General features: G+C 72.7%; 15 protein-coding genes. 7 read left to right on the top strand and 8 right to left on the bottom strand.

The genetic code is table 11. The features are described from left to right. Window positions 1-3: 3 nt before the first annotated feature. The 5 genes from alaS to F8568_RS40075 all read right to left on the bottom strand — a co-directional run bounded on the left by alaS (window position 4) and on the right by F8568_RS40075 (window position 5,838). Window positions 4-2,673 carry an alanine--tRNA ligase gene (alaS, locus tag F8568_RS40095; protein WP_151598992.1) on the bottom strand — a complete coding sequence of 890 codons (2,670 nt, stop codon included), beginning with the start codon at window positions 2,671-2,673 and terminating at the stop codon, window positions 4-6. A 2-nt stretch (window positions 2,674-2,675) separates the two neighbouring features. Beyond that, entirely contained in the window at window positions 2,676-2,996 is a 321-nt protein-coding gene (locus F8568_RS40090; RefSeq protein ID WP_151598990.1) for a hypothetical protein, read from the bottom strand. Then, a complete protein-coding gene (locus tag F8568_RS40085) occupies window positions 2,993-3,412 on the bottom strand; it encodes a DUF948 domain-containing protein (protein WP_151598988.1) in 420 nt (139 codons plus the stop codon). Before F8568_RS40085 ends, F8568_RS40090 begins: the two co-directional genes overlap by 4 nt. 216 nt (window positions 3,413-3,628) lie before the next feature. Then, entirely contained in the window at window positions 3,629-4,900 is a 1,272-nt protein-coding gene (locus F8568_RS40080; RefSeq protein WP_202125908.1) for a replication-associated recombination protein A, read from the bottom strand. A gap of 143 nt (window positions 4,901-5,043) precedes the next feature. Next, the gene (locus F8568_RS40075) at window positions 5,044-5,838 is read right to left on the bottom strand and encodes a phosphatase PAP2 family protein (protein WP_160573928.1); all 795 of its coding nucleotides are present in this window, start codon (window positions 5,836-5,838) and stop codon (window positions 5,044-5,046) included. 146 nt (window positions 5,839-5,984) lie between these two features. Between F8568_RS40075 and F8568_RS40070 the strand changes: the two genes are divergently transcribed. The 4 genes from F8568_RS40070 (at window position 5,985) to F8568_RS40055 (ending at window position 8,394) form a co-directional block, all read left to right on the top strand. Beyond that, entirely contained in the window at window positions 5,985-6,413 is a 429-nt protein-coding gene (locus tag F8568_RS40070) for a hypothetical protein (RefSeq protein ID WP_151598983.1), read from the top strand. A 91-nt stretch (window positions 6,414-6,504) separates the two neighbouring features. Then, window positions 6,505-7,110, top strand: a complete 606-nt coding sequence (locus tag F8568_RS40065; RefSeq protein ID WP_151598981.1) for a DUF3105 domain-containing protein — start codon at window positions 6,505-6,507, stop codon at window positions 7,108-7,110. Then, window positions 7,107-7,736 (top strand): DUF305 domain-containing protein, encoded by a 630-nt coding sequence (locus F8568_RS40060; RefSeq protein ID WP_151598979.1) that lies wholly within the window; start codon window positions 7,107-7,109, stop codon window positions 7,734-7,736. The genes F8568_RS40065 and F8568_RS40060 overlap by 4 nt, the downstream gene beginning before the upstream one ends. Before the next feature lie 91 nt (window positions 7,737-7,827). After that, complete coding sequence (locus F8568_RS40055; protein ID WP_151598977.1) at window positions 7,828-8,394, top strand: TIGR03086 family metal-binding protein; 567 nt, start codon at window positions 7,828-7,830, stop codon at window positions 8,392-8,394. Between the two features lie 168 nt (window positions 8,395-8,562). Here F8568_RS40055 and F8568_RS40050 read toward each other — a convergent pair whose 3' ends face one another. Both F8568_RS40050 and F8568_RS40045 read right to left on the bottom strand, forming a co-directional pair. Further along, the gene (locus F8568_RS40050; protein WP_151598975.1) at window positions 8,563-9,798 is read right to left on the bottom strand and encodes a DUF349 domain-containing protein; all 1,236 of its coding nucleotides are present in this window, start codon (window positions 9,796-9,798) and stop codon (window positions 8,563-8,565) included. A 73-nt stretch (window positions 9,799-9,871) separates the two neighbouring features. Then, the gene (locus F8568_RS40045; protein WP_151598973.1) at window positions 9,872-10,624 is read right to left on the bottom strand and encodes a peptidylprolyl isomerase; all 753 of its coding nucleotides are present in this window, start codon (window positions 10,622-10,624) and stop codon (window positions 9,872-9,874) included. A 238-nt stretch (window positions 10,625-10,862) separates the two neighbouring features. On the opposite strand from F8568_RS40045, the gene F8568_RS40040 reads away from it, so the two are divergent. The 3 genes from F8568_RS40040 to aspS are packed head-to-tail and all read left to right on the top strand — an operon-like array spanning window position 10,863 to window position 14,614. Further along, window positions 10,863-11,558 carry an MBL fold metallo-hydrolase gene (locus F8568_RS40040; RefSeq protein ID WP_151598971.1) on the top strand — a complete coding sequence of 232 codons (696 nt, stop codon included), beginning with the start codon at window positions 10,863-10,865 and terminating at the stop codon, window positions 11,556-11,558. A gap of 12 nt (window positions 11,559-11,570) precedes the next feature. Then, complete coding sequence (hisS, locus tag F8568_RS40035; protein WP_151598969.1) at window positions 11,571-12,857, top strand: histidine--tRNA ligase; 1,287 nt, start codon at window positions 11,571-11,573, stop codon at window positions 12,855-12,857. Next, complete coding sequence (aspS, locus tag F8568_RS40030; RefSeq protein WP_151598968.1) at window positions 12,854-14,614, top strand: aspartate--tRNA ligase; 1,761 nt, start codon at window positions 12,854-12,856, stop codon at window positions 14,612-14,614. Before hisS ends, aspS begins: the two co-directional genes overlap by 4 nt. A gap of 59 nt (window positions 14,615-14,673) precedes the next feature. On the opposite strand, the gene F8568_RS40025 is transcribed toward aspS, so the two are convergent. Beyond that, window positions 14,674-16,848, bottom strand: coding sequence for a RelA/SpoT family protein (locus tag F8568_RS40025; protein WP_151599044.1), 2,175 nt, complete (start codon window positions 16,846-16,848; stop codon window positions 14,674-14,676). Window positions 16,849-17,057 lie beyond the last annotated feature (209 nt).

Genomic DNA, 17,057 nt, shown 5'->3' with positions numbered 1-17,057 from the left:
GGCTCACGCGGCCCCTACGGCTCGTTCGACCGCGGCGAGCGCGTCGTCGACCGCGGCGGGGTTCGCGCCGCCGCCCTGCGCGAGGTCGTCCTTGCCGCCGCCTCCGCCGCCGAGCGCCTTGGCGGCCAGGCCGACGAGCGCGCCGGCCTTCAGGCCGCGCTCGCGCGCGCCCTCGGTCACGGCGACGACCACGACGGGACGGTCCTTCGGGACGCCCGTCACCATCACCACGGCGGGCCGCGCCTGCAGCCGGCCGCGCACGTCCACGGCGAGCTTGCGCAGGTCGTCGGCGCCGGTGCCGTCGGGGGCGCGGTGCGCCACGAACGCGGTGCCGTTGACGTCCTTCGCGCCGTCGGCGAGGGCGCCGGCGGCGGCGAGGATCTGCTGGGAGCGCAGCTTCTCCAGCTCCTTCTCCGCCTCGCGCAGGCGGCCGACGACGCCGGAGATGCGCTCGGGCAGCTCCTCCTTGCGCGCCTTCATCTGCTCGGCGAGCTGCGCGACCAGCACGCTCTCGCGGGCCAGGAACCGGAACGCGTCGATGCCGACGAGGGCCTCGACGCGGCGGACGCCCGCGCCGATCGACGACTCGCCCAGCACCTTCACCAGGCCGAGCTGCCCGGACCGGGCGACGTGCGTGCCGCCGCACAGCTCGCGGGAGTAGTCGCCGACCTCCACGACCCGGACCTCGTCGCCGTACTTCTCGCCGAACAGCGCGAGCGCGCCCATGGCGCGGGCCTGGTCGATCGAGGTGTGGAACGCCCGCACGTCCAGGTCGCCGATCAGGACCTCGTTGACCTCGTCCTCGACGTCGCGCAGCACGCTCGGCGGGACGGCGCCGGAGGCGGTGAAGTCGAACCGGAACCGGCCGGGCGAGTTCTCCGAGCCGGCCTGCGCGGCGGACTCGCCGAGCGCCCGGCGGAACCCGGCGTGCACCAGGTGGGTCGCGGTGTGCGAGCGGGAGATCGCGGCGCGCCGGGTCAGGTCGATCTCGGCGTGCGCGGAGTCACCCGCCTGCGCCTCGCCGCTGCGGACCCGGCCGCGGTGCACGATCAGGCCGGCGAGCGGCGCCTGCACGTCGTGCACGTCGATGACCGCGCCGTTGCCGAGCCGGATGACGCCCTGGTCGGCGAGCTGGCCGCCGCCCTCGGCGTAGAACGGGGTGCGGTCGAGGACGACCTCGACCTCGGTGCCCTCCCCCGCCGCGGGCGCGTTGGCGCCGTTGACCAGCAGCCCGACGAGCCGGGCGTCGCCGGTGACGTCGTGGTAGCCGATGAAGTCGACCTTGCCGCCGGCGCCGGTGAGCAGTTCGTCGAGGACCGAGACGTCGAGGTTGCCGGTCTTCTTGTCGCGGGCGTCCTGCTTGGCGCGGTCCCGCTGCTCCTTCATCAGCCGGCGGAAGCCGTCCTCGTCGACCTGGAGGCCGGCCTCGGAGGCCATCTCGAGGGTCAGGTCGATCGGGAACCCGTAGGTGTCGTGCAGCTTGAACGCCTGGTCGCCGGCCAGGGTCGTGCCGCCCGCGCGGCGGGTCTCCTCCACCGCGGTGTCGAAGATCGCCGTGCCGGTGCGCAGCGTCTGGAGGAAGGACTCCTCCTCCGCGTCGATGACCGTGTGGATGCCGGCGGCGGTGCGGATCAGCTCGGGGTACTGCTCGCCCATCGCGGCGATCGCGACGGAGGTCAGCTCGTGCATCAGCCCGGCGTCCTGGCCGCCGAGCAGCCGCAGGTTGCGGATCGAGCGGCGCAGGATGCGGCGCAGCACGTAGCCGCGGCCCTCATTGCCGGGGCGGATGCCGTCGGCGACCATCATCGTCCCGCTGCGGACGTGGTCGGCGATGACCCGCAGCGACACGTCGGCGCGGTGGTCGCGCCCGTAGACCGCCTCCGTCAGGCCCGCGGCGCGGTCCAGGACCCGCCACAGGGTGTCGGTCTCGTAGATGTTGTCGACGCCCTGCAGGATCGCCGCCATGCGCTCCAGGCCCATGCCGGTGTCGATGTTCTTGGCGGGCAGGTCGCCGAGGATCGGGAAGTCGGTCTTGCTGTCGCCGGGGCCCCGCTCGAACTGCATGAAGACGAGGTTCCACACCTCGAGGTAGCGGTCCTCGTCGGCGACCGGGCCGCCCTCGCGCCCGTACTCCGGGCCCCGGTCGTAGTAGAGCTCCGAGCAGGGGCCGCAGGGGCCGGGGACGCCCATCGACCAGAAGTTGTCCTCCATGCCGCGCCTCTGGATGCGCTCGAGAGGGACGCCGACCTTGTTGTGCCACAGGTCGCGGGCCTCGTCGTCGTCGTGGAAGACGGTCACCCAGAGCCTGTCCTCGGGGAAGCCGAAGCCGCCGTCCTCGCGGGAGCGGGTCAGCAGCTCCCACGCGAACGGGATCGCCTGCTCCTTGAAGTAGTCCCCGATCGAGAAGTTGCCCAGCATCTGGAAGAACGTGGCGTGCCGGGTGGTCTTGCCGACCTCGTCGATGTCGGGCGTCCGGACGCACTTCTGCGCGCTGGTCATCCGCTGCGACGGCGGGGTGCGCTGGCCGAGGAAGTACGGCTTGAACGGGACCATGCCGGCGTTCACCAGCAGCAGGGTCGGGTCCTCGGCGACCAGGCTGGCGGAGGGCACCACCGTGTGCCCGCGCTCCTCGAAGAACTTCAGGAAGCGGCGCGCCACCTCTGCCGACTCCATGATCAGTGGCCATCCTTCTCGTCGTCGATGATCGTGTAACGCGCCCGCAGCACCCGGCGGGGCCGCTGCCCCGGGGTCTCGGGCGGAGCCTGGTCCATGCGGACGGCCTCGCGCAGCTCCTCCTCGCGGGCCCGCATCTCGGTACGCACGTCCGCCGCGAAATGCCTCAACCGCTCGCCCGCGGACTGCCCGGTCGACACCGCCCGCGCCGCGACCCCCTCGGGGGACCAGCTGCGCGCGAACCGCTCGACCCGGCGCTTGACGCGGTGCGTGGCGTAGACGCCCGCGCCCGCGCCGACCGACAGCCAGAACAGCCGCTTCACTTGCGCCCCTTCCCCGACGGGCGGGCCGGCAGCTGCGGGCGGCCGGACGCGGCGGCCCGCCCGTCGCCGTCGCGGCTGCTCAGCGCCTTGCGCACGCCGTAGGAGAAGGCGGCCGCCTTCACCAGCGGCCCGCCCACCACCGAGGTCATCACGGTGGTGACGGCCGAGACGTTCTGCGTCACGCCCGCGACCTGCTTGGTGATCACGTCGGTGCGGCCGAGCTGCTCGTTGGCGCGCTTCACCGTCGTCGCCATGTCGTCCAGCAGCGGGGCCGCCTGGTCGCCGAGGTCGCGCACGAGCTTGCTGGCGTCGCCGAGCAGCCGGGCGAGCCGCAGCAGCGTCAGCGCGACGAACGCGACGAGCACAGCCCAGAACACGGCCACGATGAGACCTGCTAGCTGTCCACCAGTGAGCATGAGGGCTTCCGTTTCGCTGTGGTTGCGGCCAAGGCCGGGCGCCGGCCTGACAGACCTTACCGGCCCGGACGCGCGCCGTGGGCGCCGGTCAGGGCCGGGCGGCGGCGGGCGCCGGCCCGGCGGCCGGCGTGCCGGGACCGCGCCCGGGGCCGTTCCCGGCAGAGTAGCGGGCCGGCGCCGCCGATGCCGGGAGCACGGCGCCGGGGAGATCGATCTTCATCGGCCGGGCCTCGCCGGGGGGTCGCCGCGCAGCACCGAGCGGATCCGCGCGAGGACCTCGGTGAAGCGGGACTCGGCGCCGTGCCGGGTCGGCCGGTAGTACTCGCGGCCGTCCACGGTGTCGGGCGCGTACTGCTGCCGGACGACCCCGCCGGGATGGTCGTGGGCGTACTTGTAGCCCTCGCCGTGCCCGATCTTGGCGGCGCCCTTGTAGTGCGCGTCCCGCAGGTGGCCGGGGACGGGCCCGGCAAGGCCCTTGCGGACGTCGCCGAGCGCCCCGTCCACCGCCATGACCACCGCGTTGGACTTGGGCGCGAGGGACAGGTGGATGACCGCCTGCGCGAGGTTGATGCGGGCCTCGGGCAGCCCGACGAACTCCACCGCCTGCGCCGCCGCGACCGCCGTCTGCAGCGCGGTCGGGTCGGCCATGCCGACGTCCTCGCTGGCGTGCACGATGAGGCGCCGCGCGATGAACCGCGCGTCCTCCCCCGCCTCGATCATGCGGGCGAGGTAGTGCAGGGCCGCGTCGACGTCGCTGCCCCGGATGCTCTTGATGAACGCGCTGATGACGTCGTAGTGCTGGTCGCCCTCGCGGTCGTAGCGGACGGCGGCCCGGTCGACGGCCTTCTCCAGCACGTCCGCGTCGATCACCGCGCCGTCGTCGACGACGAGCGCCGCGGCCTCCAGGTAGGTGAGGGTGCGGCGGGCGTCGCCGCCGGCGAGCCGGATGAGGTGGTCCTCGGCGGCGGGGTCGAGGCCGACCGCCCCGTTCAGGCCGCGCTCGTCGGCGAGGGCGCGGCGGACCACCTCGCGCAGGTCGTCCTCGCCGAGCGGCTCCAGGGTGAGCAGCAGCGACCGCGACAGCAGCGGGCTGATCACGGAGAAGAACGGGTTCTCGGTGGTGGCGCCGATGAACGACACCCACCGGTTCTCCACGGCCGGGAGCAGCGCGTCCTGCTGGGCCTTGTTGAAGCGGTGCACCTCGTCGACGAACAGGACGGTCTGCCGCCCGGTCATGCCGAGCTCGCGGCGGGCCAGGTCGATCTCCGCGCGGACCCGCTTCACCCCGTCGCTGACCGCGGAGATCTCCACGAACCGGCGCGAGGTGACATGGCTGACGACCGTGGCCAGGGTCGTCTTGCCCGTGCCGGGCGGGCCCCACAGCACCAGCGACATCGGCACGTCGCGGTCGACGAGCTGCCGGATGGGGGTGCCGGGGCCGAGCAGGTGGGCCTGCCCGACGACCTCGTCCAGCGCGCGGGGCCGCATCCGCACCGCGAGCGGCTGCCGCCCGGCCTCCGCCGCCGGCGGCGCCGCGGCCACGGCGCGATCACGCTTTGCGGAGCGGCCCGCGGCCTCGGCCGACGGATCGTCGAAGAGCCCCTCCGGCTCGCCCGGTTCCGCCCTGCTGGTCACGCTCCGACACTATCTCGCGCGGGCGACACTCCCGTCCGCTCGGGCGGCCGGTCCGCCAGCGCCGGGATCCTGGACGACGCCCACAGCGTCGCGACGACGATCGCGCAGCCGACGATCCCGTCCGTCCAGTAGTGGTTGGCGGTGACGACCACGATGGTGAACGTGAGGACCGGATGGAGGGCCAGGACGTAGCGCAGGCGGCCGCCGCCGTAGCGGATCGCGCCCCAGGCGACCAGCAGCGCCCACCCGACGTGCAGCGACGGCATGGCCGCGAACTGGTTGGCCATCCCCTCCCCCGGCTTGGAACTGTAGGAGCTCGGGCCGTACTCGTTCATCAGGTCGATGAACCCGTGGCCGGGCAGCATGCGCGGCGGCGCCAGCGGGAAGGCGAAGTGCAGCGCCAGGGCCGCCGCCGCCGTGACCGCGATCACGGCCCGCACCCGTGGCCACCCCTCCCGGTGCCGGAACCACATCCATGCCATGAACAGCAGGATCGCCGGGAAGTGCACGCGGACGTAGTACTCGTTGGCGGCGCGCACCCAGCCGTCCCAGCCGAGCGCCCACTTCTGGAACGCCGCCTCGTCCGGCAGGTGGAGCGTGCGCTCCAGGTCCCACAGCCACCGGGCGTGCGCGAACGCGTCGCCCGGACGACCGTCGGCGAAATGGCGGCCGAGCTCGTAGGCCCCGATCACCGCGCCCATGACCAGGACTTGCACGGCGGTCGCCGCGGCGAGGCGGCGTCCGGTCAGATCGCGTTGCAGAATGGCCTCCGTACCCCCTGGTCGCCGCATAGGGTTCATCCTCCAGCCACCCGGCGCGGCACGCCTGATCCGTCAGGAGGGTATCGGCCTCCGACCGGAGTCCGGGACGGGACCGGGAACCCCGCGTCCCGCCGCCGCGTTGTTACCGGCCGGAAGACGGAGTCAGGAGCGTGACGGTGTCCGGAACGGCCCACCGCCGGCGCCATGGGCAGGCGGGTCTGCTCGTGGCGCTGTTCGTCGTGGCCGGGCTCGTCTTCAGCTACGGCCTCGAGCACGGGCTGCCCGACCGCGTGTGCATCGGCAACGGGACGAGCGTCCCCGCCGAGCACGCGCCCGCCGCCCGCACGGCTCCCGTCCACGGCGCACCCGGGCATCCCGGACCCGCCGCCGCGTCCCTCAGCACGCCGCTGAGGCTCCCGCCGCTGGCTCCGGCGGACGCGTGCCTGTGCCTGGCCGTGCTCTTCGCCCTCGTGCTGCTGGGGCTCGCCACGGGGCGCCGGGCGCTGCTGCGCCTGCCCGCCCGCGGTGGCCGGGCCCCCGCGCCGCCGCCCGGCGGCTTCTTCACGCCCGTTTCCCTGGCGTCCCTCCAGGTTCTCCGGCTGTGACGGACCGGCCGTAAGGCCCACCGGCACCGCCCGTTGAGGCGCGGTGCCGCCATGTCCGTATGCCCCTTGAGAACCCTGAGAGGACCGCTCCATGTCCAAGAGCGCCCGGAACAAGCAGGCCAGGAAGAAGAACGCCCTGACGCAACGGCAGGTGCCGTGGGGCGGCATCGCCTTCTTCACCGTCATCGGACTGGTCGCCGTCGTCGCCATCGGTTACGCGTTCGTGCAGTCGAGGCCGTCGTCCGCGGACGCCTCGTCCATCAAGGGCGTGGTGGTCGAGAACGGTCTTACCCGCAACCACACGAGCGACTCCGTCAAGTACGACGCGAACCCGCCCATGGGCGGCGACCACGACCCGGTGTGGCAGAACTGCGACGGCCGCGTCTACGACCAGCCGCTGCGCAACGAGAACGCCGTCCACTCCCTCGAGCACGGCGCCGTCTGGATCACCTACCGCCCCGGCCTGGCGGCGGCCCAGCTGGACGCGCTCAAGGCCAAGGTCGAGCGCACCGACTACACGTTCCTCAGCCCGTACCCGTCGCTGGACGCGCCGATCGCGCTCACCGCGTGGGGCCACCAGCTGAAGCTCCAGGACGCCGGCGACGCGCGCGTGGACCGGTTCCTGAGCACCTACGTCAAGGGCCCGCAGACGCCGGAGCCCGGCGCGGCCTGCGACGGCGCCAAGGACACGCCGTGAAAACCCGGGGCCGCCGCGTCACGGTCGCCATCGCCGCCCTGGTGCTCCTCGCCGCCGCCGCACTGCTCGGGACGGCGGCCTGGAGGTCCGGCGAGCCCGGCACGGACGGGCCCGAGGCCGGGTTCGCCCGCGACATGAGCGCCCACCACGCGCAGGCCGTGGAGATGTCGTTCATCGTCCGGGACCGGACGTCCGACCCCGCCGTCCGGCTGCTGGCCTACGACATCATCAACACCCAGTCGGCGCAGATCGGCATGATGACGGCCTGGCTCGACCAGTGGGGGCTGCCCAAGACCGACCCGGCCGGCCCGATGCGCTGGATGTCCGGCCACGCCGGGATGGCGATGCCGCGGACCGCCGCGCCCGGCGGCGCCCGCATGCCGGGGATGGCGACCGACGCGCAGCTCGCCGAGCTGCGCAAGGCCTCGGGCAAGGACGCCGAGGTGCTGTTCCTCCGGCTGATGATCGCGCACCATCGCGGCGGCGTGGACATGGCCCGCGCCGTGCTCGAGCGGACCGGCCGCGACCAGGTGCGCCGGCTGGCCCGGACGATGGTCAGCGGGCAGCTCTCGGAGATCGCGCAGATGAACGCGATGCTCCGGGAGCGCGGCGCGGCGCCCGCCTGACGGCCCGGCGGGCGGTGCCGCCGCACCGCCCGCCGGACGAGCTTCGCGATAGCGCTTGACAGGGCGGTCCGATCGCGGGTCACTGACCACCATGGCTCACAACCTCAGCGGCTACCACCGGGCTCTGGACCTGTTCGAAGGTCTGCTGGCCGGCGTCCCCGGCGACGCCTGGGACGCCCCCTCGCCCTGCGACGGCTGGACGGCGCGGGACGTCGCCGGCCACGTCACCGGCGGGCAGTACCTGGTCCGGTCGCTGGCGACCGGGGAGCCCGTGCCGGACGTGGGCACCGACCCGGCGCGCTTCGTGCCCGGGGACGCCCTGGCGGCGTGGCGGACGGCCCGCAAGGAGGCCGCGGCGGCGCTGACCCCGGACGGGCTGAGCCGCCCGGTCCCGGTCGGCGCGCTCGGCCGCCTGCCGCTGGGCGACTACCTGCAGGGCTACATCCTGGAGCCGCTGGTGCACGCCTGGGACCTGGCCCGCGCCACGGGCCAGCCGACCCGGCTGGACCCCGACCTGGTGCACCACGCCCTCGCGACCGCCCACATGATCGCCGCCGACCTCCGCGCCGCGGGCCAGCTGGCCCCCCAACTCCCCGCCCCCCAAGGCGCCGACGAACAAACCCGCCTCCTGGCCTTCCTAGGCAGGCCGATCACCTGAAGCACACGAAAGACCCGACTGAACTCCGGCCAGGAAGAGCCGGCTGAGCACCCCAGCGGAAGACCAGAGCCCAGCCACCGGCACGGGCAGGCACACGGAGCGAGTGCAGCGAGCGCAGCGGGCCTGTCCGTCGCAACGGGAGTTCCAGGGGGTTGCCCCCCTGGGCGACTACGAAAACTCAGCCAGTGTCCGTTCGGCCTCTTCGAGCCAGGCGCGGCGGGCGCCGAGGGCCTCCTCGGCGTCCTTGACGTCCTTGTCCCGGTCGGCGGCGCGGGCCTTGTCGAGGCGCTTCTCCAGCTGCTCGATGGAGCTGCGCAGCTGGTTGACGGTGGCCTCGGCGCGGGCGCGGGCCTCGGGGTTGGTGCGCCGCCACTCCGACTCCTCGGCGGCCCGGACGGCCTCCTCGATCTTGCGGAGCCGGCCTTCGAGGCGGTCGCGCTGGTCGCGGGGCACCATGCCGGCGGCCTCCCAGCGCTCCTGGATGGCGCGCAGCGCCTGCCGGGCCTGCCGGACGTCGCGGACGGGCAGCAGCCGCTCGGCCTCGGCGAGGATCTTCTCCTTCTCCTCGGCGTTGCCGCGGAACTCGGCGTCGCGTTCGGCGAACGCGGCGCTGCGGGCCTGGAAGAAGGTGTCCTGGGCGCCCTTGAAGCGGGCCCAGAGGTCCTCTTCGGCGTCGCGGGAGGCGCGGCCGGCGAGCTTCCAGCGGCGCATGAGGTCGCGGTAGGCGGCGGCGGTCTCCCCCCAGTCGGTGGACTCGCGCATCGCCTCGGCCTCGGCGACGAGGCGCTCCTTCTCGCGGCGGGCCTCCTCGCGCTGGTCGTCGAGAGTGGCGAAGTAGACCTTGCGGCGCTTGGTGAAGGCGTTGCGGGCGGAGGAGAGCCGCTTCCACAGCGCGGTCTCGGTGGGCCGGTCGATACGGTCGGCGGCCTTCCACTCCTCGACGAGCTGGCGCAGCCGCTCGCCGCCGTTCTTCCAGTGCGTCTCCTCGGCGGCGATCCGCTCGGCCTCGGCGACGATGCGCTCCTTGACCTCGCGGGCCTCGTGCCGGTGCTGCTCGCGCTGGGCCTTGACCTCCTCGCGGCGCCGGCCGACCTGCTCGGTCAGGCCGTCGAGCCGGCGGGCGAGCGCGTCGAGGTCGCCGACGGCGTGCGCCTCGCCGACGGCCTCGCGCAGCCGGGCGATGCTGTGCTGGGCCTGCGCGGGCTGCAGGTCGGTGGTGCGGACGCGCTGTTCGAGCAGGCCGATCTCGGTGACGAGCGCGTCGTACTTGCGCTTGAAGTAGGCCAGGGCCTCTTCGGGCGCGCCGGCCTGCCAGGAGCCGACGACGCGCTCGCCGTCGGAGGTCCTGACATAGACGGTGCCGTCCTCGTCCACCCGGCCCCAGGGATCGGTCGCGCTGGACACCCTTGCCTCCTGAATCGCAGGTCCGATCAGGCTCACGGCCTCCGGACCCTCCACACCTTAGTATCCCGATCGCCTAAACCGGGGCGATCGCGACGTCCTGGATCGTGACCTTCTTCTTGGGCTTTCCGTCGCCGGCGGGGTCCGAGCCCGCCTTGGCGATCTTCTGCAGCACGTCCAGCCCCTTGGTGATCTTGCCGAACACCGAGTAGTCGGGCTGGAGCTGGGAGTCCTTGTAGACGAGGAAGAACTGGCTGCCATTGGTGTCGGGGCCGGAGTTCGCCATGGCCAGCGTCCCGGCGGTGTACTTGGCGTTCGCCGTGTTCTCGTCGGCGTACTGGTACCCGGGGCCGCCGGTGCCCTGGCCGGACGGGTCGCCGCACTGCAGGACGTTGAGGCCGCCGCTGGTCAGCCGGTGGCAGGGGGTGTCGTCGTAGAAGCCCTTCTGGGCGAGGTGGACGAACGACCCGACGGTGCAGGGCGCGGCCTTGGCGTCCAGCTCCATGACGACGTCGCCCTGGTTGGTCTTGACCGTGGCCTGGACGGTGCCCTTGTAGGCGGGCTTCGTCGGCGGGGTCCCGAGATTCTTGATCTTGCCGGCCGCCTGGCCCGCGGGCTTGTACGTGCAGTGGAGCCCGTCGGCCTTGGACTTGTCGTCCTTGCCGGTGAACACGACGAACGCGGCGCCGCCCACCACGACGACCGCCACCGCCACCGCGGAGCTGATGATCTTGACGCGGCGGGCCTTGGCGGCCGCTTGCGCCAGCGCCTGCTGCTGCCGCTCGTAGCGCTGCCGAGCGAGCTGCTTCTTGCGGTCCTTCCCCGCCACGTGCCTGCCCTTCCGCTGTGATCAGGTGAACGTGCAGCGCATAGTAGCGGCACCCGGGCCCGGCACGGACTTCTGCCTGAACGAACATGGAGGAAGCCGTGACGGCCCGGTCCGCCTCCGCGAACCCGCCGCGGGCCGCCGCGCGACACGGCGATCGGCCCATCTCGTTCGCGGTGGCCGCGGCCGCGCCGGTACGCTCGGACACGCCCACCCGAGATGGTTCTAAGGAAGGACGACCGTGCTCGTCGCCGGGTTCCCCGCTGGATCGTTCGCCGCGAACTGCTACGTCGTGGCGCCCGCCGCGGGCGAGGAGTGCGTCATCGTCGATCCAGGCCAGGACGCCGAGGCCGGGATCGAGGAGATCCTGCGCGAGCACCGGCTGAAGCCGGTGGCGGTGCTGCTGACGCACGGCCATATCGACCACGTGTGGTCGGTGGCGCCGGTGTGCGGCGCCAAGGACGTCCCGGCCTACGTCCATCCGGACGACCGCGACCTGCTCACCGATCCGGCCAAGGGGCTGTCCCTGGCCCCCGGGCAGCAGCTGTTCGGGGGCCTGGAGCTGACCGAGCCGGACGACGTGCGGGAGCTGGCGGACGGCGCGGTGCTGGAGCTGGCGGGGCTGAGCTTCACCGTCGACCACGCGCCCGGCCACACGCCCGGGTCGGTGACCTTCCGGACGCCGAAGACGCCGGAGCTGCCGGACGTGATGTTCACCGGCGACCTGCTGTTCGCCGGGTCGATCGGCCGCACCGACCTGCCCGGCGGCTCGTACGAGGAGATCCTCGCGAGCCTGTCGCGGGTGTGCCTGTCGATGCCGGACGAGACGGCGGTCCTGCCCGGGCACGGCACCCAGACCACAATCGGCCGCGAGCGCGCGACCAACCCGTTCCTGGCGGAGCTGAAGCCCGCCGGCGGGCCCAACAAGGGATTCTGAGCCGAAAAGACCATGAGTTCGAGTTTCCGGGCCCCCAAGGGGGTCAGTGAGTACGTTCCACCGCGCGCGGACCTCTTCTACGCCATCCGCGAGGCGTTCGCCGAGCAGGCCCGGCTGGCCGGCTACGGCTACCTGGAGCTGGCCGTCTTCGAGGACACGAACCTGTTCCGGCGGGGCGTCGGGGAGTCCACCGACGTGGTGTCGAAGGAGATGTACACCTTCGAGGACCGGGGCGGCCGGTCGCTGACGCTGCGGCCGGAGTTCACCGCGTCGGCGCTGCGGGCCGTCCTGGAGAACAACCTGCACAAGGGCGCGCTGCCGGTGAAGGTGTGGACGTCCGGGCCCGCGTTCCGCGCCGAGCGCCCGCAGCAGGGCCGGTACCGGCAGTTCTACCAGCTCGACCTGGAGGCGATCGGCAGCGAGGACCCGCAGGTCGACGCGGAGACGATCGCGATCGCGGCGAACTGGTACCGCTCGCTCGGCCTGACCCGGGTGCGGCTGCTGCTGAACTCGCTGGGCTGCAGGGAGTGCCGTCCGGCCTACCGGGCGCTGCTGCAGGACTTCCTGCGCGGGCTCGACCTGGACGAGGACACCCGCGCCCGCGTGGAGATCAACCCGCTGCGCGTCCTGGACGACAAGCGCCCGCAGGTGAAGTCGCAGCTCGCCGGCGCCCCGCTGATGGCCGACCACCTCTGCGCGGACTGCAAGGCCCACCACGACCGGGTCCGGGAGCTGCTGTCCGATCTCGGCATCGCCTGGGAGGACACCCCCACCCTCGTCCGCGGCCTGGACTACTACACCCGCACCACCTACGAGTTCGACCACCCGCTGCTCGGCGCGCAGTCCGGGATCGGCGGCGGCGGACGCTACGACGGCCTGTCGGAGGACATCGGCGGCCCCCCGCTGCCCGGCATCGGGTTCGGCCTCGGCCTGGACCGCACGATCCTGGCGCTGGAGGCCGAGTCGGCGGAGGGCGCGTCTGGGGGCGCCGCGTTCGCGCCGAAGCCGCGCTGCGAGGTGTTCGGGGTCGCGCTCGGCGACACCGCCGAGCGCCGGCTGTTCGCCCTGGTCGCCGAGCTGCGCCGGGCGGGGATCGCCGCCGACATGGCGTTCGGCGGCAAGAAGCTGAAGGGCGCCATGAAGGACGCCGACCGGTCGGGCGCCCGGTACGCCGTGATCCTCGGTGAGCGAGATATCACCGGCGGCGTCGCCCAGGTCAAGGATCTGGCCGCGGGCGAGCAGGACGCCGTCCCCCTCACCGACCTCACCACGACGTTGAAGGAAAGGCTGCAGAAATGATCCGCACCCACGAGGCGGGCGCGCTCCGCAAGGAGCACGCCGGGCAGCAGGTCACGCTGGCCGGCTGGGTCGGCCGCCGCCGCGACCACGGCGGCGTCACGTTCATCGACCTGCGCGACGCCTCCGGCACCGCGCAGGTCGTCTTCCGCGAGGACGAGGCGGCGCACGACCTGCGCTCGGAGTTCTGCGTGCAGGTCGTCGGGGAGGTCCGGGTCCGGCCCGCCGGCAACGAGAACCCCGAGCTGCCGACCGGGGAGATCGAGGTCGCCGCCACCGACATCCGGGTGCTGTCGGAGTCGGCGCCGCTGCCGTTCCCGATCGAGGGCGACGTCAACGTCAACGAGGAGATCCGGCTCAAGTACCGGTACCTCGACATCCGCCGCGACGCCGTCGCACGGGCGATGCGGATCCGCTCCGAGGCGTCCTTCCTCACCCACGAGGTCATGCGCGAGCACGGCTTCGTCAACGTCGAGACCCCGACGCTGACGCGCTCCACCCCCGAGGGCGCCCGCGACTTCCTGGTGCCCGTCCGGCTCAAGCCCGGCCACTGGTACGCGCTGCCGCAGTCGCCGCAGCTGTTCAAGCAGCTGCTCATGGTCGGCGGCCTGGAGCGCTACTACCAGATCGCCCGCTGCTACCGGGACGAGGACTTCCGCGCCGACCGGCAGCCGGAGTTCACCCAGATCGACATCGAGATGTCGTTCGTGGAGCAGGACGACGTCCTGAGGGTCGGCGAGGACCTCGTCGCGCGGCTCTGGAAGGACATCGCCGGGTACGAGATCCCCCGGCCGATCCCCCACATCACCTACGCCGACGCGATGGCCCGGTACGGCTCCGACAAGCCCGACCTGCGGTTCGGCCTCGAGCTGACCGACATGACCGAGTACTTCGCCGGCACCTCGTTCCGGGTGTTCCAGGCCCCGTACGTCGGCGCCGTCGTGATGCCGGGCGGCGGGTCACAGACCCGCAAGGAGCTGGACGCCTGGCAGGACTGGGCGAAGGCCCGCGGCGCCCGCGGCCTCGCGTACGTCCTCGTCCAGGAGGACGGCGCGCTCGGCGGGCCCGTCGCGAAGAACCTGTCCGACACCGAGAAGGAGGGGCTCGCCGCGAAGACCGGCGCGTCCCCCGGCGACGCGATCTTCTTCGGGGCCGGCAAGCGGCACGCCACGCAGGAGCTGCTCGGCGCGGCCCGCCTGGAGATCGGCCGCCGCCGCGGCCTGATCGACGAGTCGGCGTGGAACTTCGTCTGGGTCGTCGACGCGCCGATCTTCGAGCCGGTGGAGAACGACAAGGGCGAGCAGATCGGCTGGACGTCGGTGCACCACCCGTTCACCGCGCCGAAGCCGGAGTTCGCCGACACCTTCCACGAGGACCCCGGCTCCGCGCTCGCCGACGCCTACGACCTCGTCCTGAACGGCAACGAGATCGGCGGCGGCTCCATCCGCATCCACCGCGCCGAGATGCAGCAGCGCGTCTTCGACGTGCTGGGCCTGTCGAAGCAGGAGGCCGAGTCGCAGTTCGGCTTCCTGCTGGAGGCGTTCAAGTTCGGTCCGCCGCCGCACGGCGGCATCGCGTTCGGCTGGGACCGCACCGTCATGCTGCTGGCCGGCGGGGACACCATCCGCGACGTGATCGCCTTCCCGAAGGCCGCGTCCGGCCTCGACCCGCTGACCGCGGCGCCGACCACGATCACCCCGGCGCAGCGCAAGGAGGCCGGGGTCGACGTCGTCCCCGAGGACGCCCCCAGCGAGAGCTGACCCGGAACGGGGGAAGGGGGGCGGCCACCGGATCCGGTGGCCGCCCCCCTTCCCGTCGGTCAGCGCGTGGCGCCGCTGGTGACGCGGTAGACGTCGTAGACGCCGTCGATGGAGCGGACGGCCTTGAGGACGTGCCCGAGGTGCTTCGGGTCGCCCATCTCGAAGGTGAAGCGGGAGACGGCGACGCGGTCGCGGGTGGTGGTGACCGACGCCGACAGGATGTTGACGTGCTGGTCGGACAGCACGCGTGTCACGTCCGACAGCAGGCGGGGCCGGTCGAGGGCCTCGACCTGGATCGCGACGAGGAAGACCGAGTCCTCGCCCGGGGACCACTTGACGTCGATCAGCCGGTCGGGCTGCGCCTTCAGGCTGGCGACGTTGGCGCAGTCGGCCCGGTGGACGGACACGCCGTGGCCGCGGGTGACGAAGCCGACGATGTCGTCGCCGGGCACCGGCGTGCAGCAGCGCGACAGGCGGACCCACACGTCGGGGTCGTCGGCGACGACGACGCCCGGGTCGCCCGCCGGACGGCCCCGCTTGCGGCGGGTCGGCAGGGCGATCTCGGCGAGGTCCTCCTCGGCGCTCTCCACGCCGCCGAGCGCGTCGACGAGGCGCTGCACGACGGTCTGCGCGGACACGTGGCTCTCACCGACCGCCGCGTACAGCGACGACACGTCGGTGTAGCGCATGTCGCGGGCGAGGGCCAGCAACGCCTCTCCCGACATCATCCGCTGCAGCGGCATGTTCTGCTTGCGCATGGCGCGGGCGATGGAGTCCTTGCCGGACTCGATCGCGGTGTCGCGGCGCTCCTTGGAGAACCAGTGCTTGATCTTGTTGCGGGCGCGGGCGGACTTGACGAAGCCGAGCCAGTCGCGGCTCGGGCCGGCGTCCGGCGACTTGGAGGTGAACACCTCGACGGTGTCGCCGTTGTCGAGGGTGGACTCGAGGGGGACGAGGCGGCCGTTGACGCGGGCGCCGATACATCGGTGCCCGACCTCGGTGTGGATCGCGTACGCGAAGTCGACGGGGGTCGCGCCCTGCGGCAGCGCGATGACGTCGCCCTTCGGGGTGAACACGAACACCTCGGAGACCGACAGGTCGAAGCGCAGCGACTCCAGGAACTCGGCCGGGTCGGCGGTCTCCTTCTGCCAGTCGAGGAGCTGGCGGAGCCACTGCATGTCGCCGGCCTTGCGGCCGCCGACCGTCTCCTCCTTGTACTTCCAGTGCGCGGCGACACCGTACTCCGCGCGCCGGTGCATGCCCCAGGTGCGGATCTGCAGCTCCACGGGCTTGCCCTCGGGGCCGATCACCGTGGTGTGCAGCGACTGGTACATGTTGAACTTCGGCATCGCGATGTAGTCCTTGAACCGGCCGGGGACCGGGTTCCACCGCGCGTGGATCGAGCCGAGGGCGGCGTAGCAGTCGCGGACGCTGTCGACGAGGACCCGGATGCCGACCAGGTCGTAGATGTCGTCGAAGGAGACGTCCCGCGCGATCATCTTCTGGTAGATCGAGTAGTAGTGCTTCGGCCGGCCGGTCACGGTGGCCTTGATCCGGGCCTCGCGCAGGTCGGTGGAGACGTTCTCGATCACTTCCTGCAGGTAGACGTCGCGGCGCGGGGCGCGCTCGGACACCAGCCGGGCGATCTCATCGAACCGCTTGGGGTACATCGTGGCGAACGCGAGGTCCTCCAGCTCCCACTTCAGCGTGTTCATCCCGAGGCGGTGCGCGAGCGGCGCGAACACCTCCAGGGTCTCGCGGGCCTTCTTCTCCTGCTTGTGCCGCGGCATGTAGCGCAGGGTGCGCATGTTGTGCAGCCGGTCGCCGAGCTTGATCACCAGGACGCGGATGTCGCGGGACATCGCGACGACCATCTTGCGGACGGTCTCGGCCTCGGCGGCCTCGCCGTACTTGACCTTGTCGAGCTTGGTGACGCCGTCGACGAGCGCGGCGATCTCGTCGCCGAAGTCGGCGCGCAGCTCCTCGAGGGTGTACTCGGTGTCCTCGACGGTGTCGTGCAGCAGCGCCGCGCACAGCGTCTCGGTGTTCATGCCGAGCTCGGCGAGGATCGTCGCGACGGCGAGCGGGTGCGTGATGTACGGGTCGCCGCTCTTGCGCTTCTGGTCGCGGTGGTAGTGCGCGGCGACGTCGTAGGCGCGCTCGATCAGCCGCAGGTCCGCCTTGGGGTGGGTGTTGCGGACGGTCTTGATGAGAGGTTCGAGTACCGGGTTCATAGCGGGACCCCGCTGGGCGCCCAGCCGGGCGAGCCTGCGGCGCACCCGGGCGGCGGACGGTGGGATCGCGGCCGGTGTCGGCCTGGACTGGGCATCGGAGGGGGTGGCTCCCGGGGCGGCGGGCGCCGGCGGCGTCGCCGGCCCCTGGACGGGGCGGGCCGCCGCATCGGCGGTCCCCTCGGCGGGGGCCGTCGCGGCCTGCGGCTTCT

Source organism: Actinomadura physcomitrii (assembly GCF_008923205.2).
Lineage (GTDB): Bacteria > Actinomycetota > Actinomycetes > Streptosporangiales > Streptosporangiaceae > Spirillospora > Spirillospora physcomitrii.
Note: the sequence above shows the minus strand (reverse complement) of the source record. Positions and strands in the feature narration are given on the sequence as shown.